Source organism: Magnetococcales bacterium, assembly GCA_015231925.1.
Lineage (GTDB): Bacteria > Pseudomonadota > Magnetococcia > Magnetococcales > JADGAQ01 > JADGAQ01.
The window spans coordinates 1-3814 of sequence record JADGAQ010000282.1; the positions used below are offsets into that span (position 1 = coordinate 1).

Below are 3814 nucleotides of genomic sequence, written 5' to 3' on the forward strand. Positions count from 1 at the left end.
GGCGCGTTTGAGGATTTCCTGTTTGCGGTGGGAGTGGCGGGCTTCCACCGGATCCCCCACCCGGTCGGGGGTCAGGGTGTCGATGCGGTCGGCGAAGGTGAAGCGCATCCGTCGGGGCAACTTCCCGGTGGTGGGCAGCAGCCACTTCAGGAAGTCCAGCCATTTGTCGAAGATGGGCAGATCATGCTGTGGGCTCATGGCTGGCCTCCGGGGGAGCGGTTGGCACGGTGCTTTCCGAAGCGGCAGGTTTCGTGCCAGACTCCATTCCCAGGACGCCCAGCATCTCGTTGCCGTAGCGTTCCAGTTTGCCTTTTCCCACTCCTTCGATGCGGGCCAGACCGGCCAGGGTTTGGGGGCGGGAGGCGGCCATCTCCGCCAGTTGCTGGTTGGTGGCGATAAAATAGGGCGGAACGCCTTCTGTACGTGGCTTTTCCGGCACGCCATTCGCGCAACGAGTTGAATAAAGGCGTGTTTCCCGGATTCAACAGCTTGCGCCAGTTCTCCGGAGAAGCGCTGGCGGGGCTCTTCCCCAATGGCATGATTCTTTCGGAAGAATCCAGGCCATGATACGTCACCACCAACAGCAAGTACGGCGCACCCTGATGGATGAACGTATGATCATGAATGGCATGAATTTCGTATCTGTTCAGATATACGGGGGTTCGGGGGGGATTATCCCCCCCGACGGGTCCAGGGCAGCGCCCTGGGACTTTTCCTTTGTCTGTTGACGTTCAACCCCCTGGGGTCCAGGGGGCACCCCTGGGACTTTTCCTTTCGCCGTTGACACGATCGAGCTGCACCGTGCAGGGGTCTGAATAGTTACTGAATTTCTTTGTCCGCCATGAAAGAACGTGCTTCGGTATCGTCAAAACCACCCACTACAGGGTCAAAACGTAAAGCAAAAATACAAATATTGTAACTATTCAGATATACTGGGGTTCGGGGGGATTATCCCCCCCCCGACGGGTCCAGGGCAGCGCCATGGGACTCTTCTGTTTATTGTTGACTTCCGACCCCATGGGGTCCGGGGGCACCCCTGGGACTTTTCCTTTCGCCGTTGACCTGATCATGCTGCACCGTACAGGGGTCTTAATGGTTACCAAATATTCATATTTATTACCTATAGTCATGAAATTCAGAGAAATTCTGCGTTGAAAAAACACCTCCAATAAATCTTGAGGGGGCTTCGCCCCCTCAACCCCCCAGACCAAAACAACCCCACAAGATTGCAGTCCGCTCTCGGGGGCAACCGCTTCGCGGCCCCCTCTCGCAGACTGCAATCTTGCGGGGACCCAACGTCAACGTCAAAACACGCGCTTCGCGCCCAAGTGAACAAGGATAAAAGGGTCAAGGGCCAGTCCTCGAAAGGCGGAAGCCCAGGTAGTAGTACCGGTAGACGGGCGAGATGCAGTCGCGATAGGCGGAGCGGACGCCGGCCGGGCCGTCGTACCAGCTGCCGCCCCGACCCACCCGGACGGAGCCCCCATCTCCACATTTGGCATAGTTCTTCTCTGATTGACCGTAAGCTTCCTTCAACGAACACGTCCATTCCCAAACATTTCCCAGCATATCATACAATCCAAAGGCATTCGGTTTCCGCTTCCCGTCATGCACCGGGGCCGTCACTTCGTAACCATCACGACATTCATGAATTGTCCAACTCGACCATTTCGCCTTTGCCGTCAAATCCGCCACATTGGCATACTGACATGCTTCCTTCGGATCATCCCCCCAATACCGTGAGGTTTTCGTTCCCCCTCGCGCTGCATATTCCCACTGCATCTCCGTCGGCAAGGCAAACTTGCCATGCCCCTGTTCCGACAACCACTTGGCATAGGCCGTCGCCTCATCCCAAGCCACATTCACCACAGGTTGATCATCCCCGTTCAGCGACAGACCTTCGTAACTCCCGCTGTCATGATCCGGCTTCCACTTCCGGTATTGCCCGTTCGTCACCTCATACTTCCCAAGCCAGAACTCCTTGACCCGCAAGCCCTTTTGAACAGGACCCTCGTCACCATCCCGTCCATTTTCCCCTTCCGGCGAACCCAGATCAAAGCTCCCTTCGGGAACCTTCACGAATTCCATTCCGGTGGTGGGATCCCGCCAATCCCGGCCAGTCACCGGAACCACCGCTTCCGGTGGGAGGCTCATGGCCACCTGGGTCCATACTCCGCCGGATTTTACCTCGATCTCCTGCTCCACCGGCTCAAAACCGGTCGCTTCCACCTTCAGCCGGTTTTTTCCCACCGGGATGTCCGGCAGGTTCAACGGCTGATTCGGCCACGACTCGCCAACCGATCGCCCGTTCAGGGTTGCCTTGCTCCCTGGCGCGTTGACGCTCACCTGCAGATAGCCTTTGCGCTCCGGAGGTGGCGGGGGAGGCGGCTCGACGGTGGGGGTGAAATAGAAGGTGGTCAGCATCTTTTCGGTGATTTCGGGCCACTGTTTGCCGTTGGTTTCGCTGTGAACCCCCCGACGCACCTCCCGGAACATCTCCACCACGTTCAGCCCGCTGCGACCCAACTGGGGCAGCAGATGTTTGGTGAAGGTGCCGTTGCGTCCGGTGCCGTCTTCCGCCTTCTGTCCCGCGCCTGCTGCAAAGGCGATGATCGAGCCCCCCTGGGATTGCATCGTGGCCAACCCGCCCGCAGGACTGCGGAAGCTGCGAAACGGATTATCCCGGCAGGCGTCGAGGATCAGGATGTTGACCTGTTCCTTGCGTCCCTCTTCCATGCCGGCCAGCACATAGCTTGCGGGCAGGGTGCGGTAACGCAACTGGGCCGCCTTCTCCACGGTGGCCCCCACAGGAACCAGGTAGTTTTCGCCTTCGGACTGCACCCCGTGGCCGGCGTAAAAGAACAATCCCACCGCCTTGCTTTCTCCCAGGCGGCGGCTGAAGGCATCGACCTGCTCCGTCATCCGTTCCAGGTTGGCGTTCAACTCCAGAGTGACCTCGAAGTCCTGCTTCTCCAGGGCTTTTTTGAGATCACCGGCGTCGTTGACCGGATTGCGCAGTGGCACCACCCCGTTGTTGTAGGCGCCGTTGCCGATCACCAGCGCCAGACGCCGTTCCGCCAGGGCACCGCTCGCCAGCAGACACGTCACCAGACCCAGAAGGCCCATCCTGCCGAGTTGTTTCATCGCCCCTCCGTCACACCCGTTTCGTATCCTCTTCACCGCATGGTAGGCCATTCACCCCGAAAAACAAACCGCTTCCGCAACCTTCCCGGAGAGGATATCATGCCCCGAACCCCCGTATACCTGAACAGATGCCAGAATTAGTATAATTATGAATAACTTTATTTTGATTGAGCTTCTTCAGTAGATGACTGGCTGTCAATTGGCAACGTGTCGGATAACGCCCTTCCGGCCTGTTTGGCTATTTTCTTGTCCCGCCTTGCCGCAGCCACCTCTTCAAGGCTTATGACCTGATCGGGTTTGATTTTCTTGAAGTGCTTGAAATAGATCTTTTCGATGAACTGTGGCAGAGGCAATTTCCAGGGTTCTTGATGGGAATTGTCCAATCCACCGAATTTCTTCGGGTTCAAGCCAAGTTCCCGAGCCATCTGGATATGGGCATGGGACAAGCGAAAACGCTTTCGGGCCTCAATCCAGACCATCAGGTCCTGGGGAATTCTGACTGGGGGAGTGGACATATCCATTGCACCATGAGGCAGAAAGAGTGGCCCCCGGCGGCCTTCGAATCCTTGCGGACCTACCGGACGCCGGGAACCGTTGCTCTTCGTCCAGTGACCCGCACTGGCGCGGGATGACGGGTTGGACAAACCTTGTGCGCGGAGACAGGGTCCGT

General features: G+C 57.8%; 4 protein-coding genes. All 4 read right to left on the reverse strand.

All coding sequences use genetic code 11. The features are described 5' to 3' along the window. Nucleotides 1-198: four helix bundle protein (locus HQL56_18735; GenBank protein ID MBF0311553.1), on the reverse strand; the 198-nt coding region annotated here is incomplete at its 3' end. Continuing rightward, a complete protein-coding gene (locus tag HQL56_18740; GenBank protein MBF0311554.1) occupies nt 182-439 on the reverse strand; it encodes an HRDC domain-containing protein in 258 nt (85 codons plus the stop codon). The genes HQL56_18735 and HQL56_18740, both read right to left, overlap by 17 nt. A gap of 908 nt (nt 440-1347) precedes the next feature. Further along, nucleotides 1348-3144 (reverse strand): SUMF1/EgtB/PvdO family nonheme iron enzyme, encoded by a 1797-nt coding sequence (locus tag HQL56_18745; protein ID MBF0311555.1) that lies wholly within the window; start codon nt 3142-3144, stop codon nt 1348-1350. Nucleotides 3145-3302: 158 nt separating this feature from the next. Beyond that, nucleotides 3303-3623: a hypothetical protein gene (locus HQL56_18750; protein ID MBF0311556.1), complete on the reverse strand. Its 321-nt coding sequence runs from the start codon at nt 3621-3623 to the stop codon at nt 3303-3305. Between the last annotated feature and the right edge of the window lie 191 nt (nt 3624-3814).

Coding starts and splice junctions, on each gene's coding strand:
- HQL56_18745 (MBF0311555.1), bottom strand. CDS start 3,144: ATGAAACAACTCGGCAGGATGGGCCTTCTGGGTCTGGTGACGTGTCTG.
- HQL56_18750 (MBF0311556.1), bottom strand. CDS start 3,623: ATGGTCTGGATTGAGGCCCGAAAGCGTTTTCGCTTGTCCCATGCCCAT.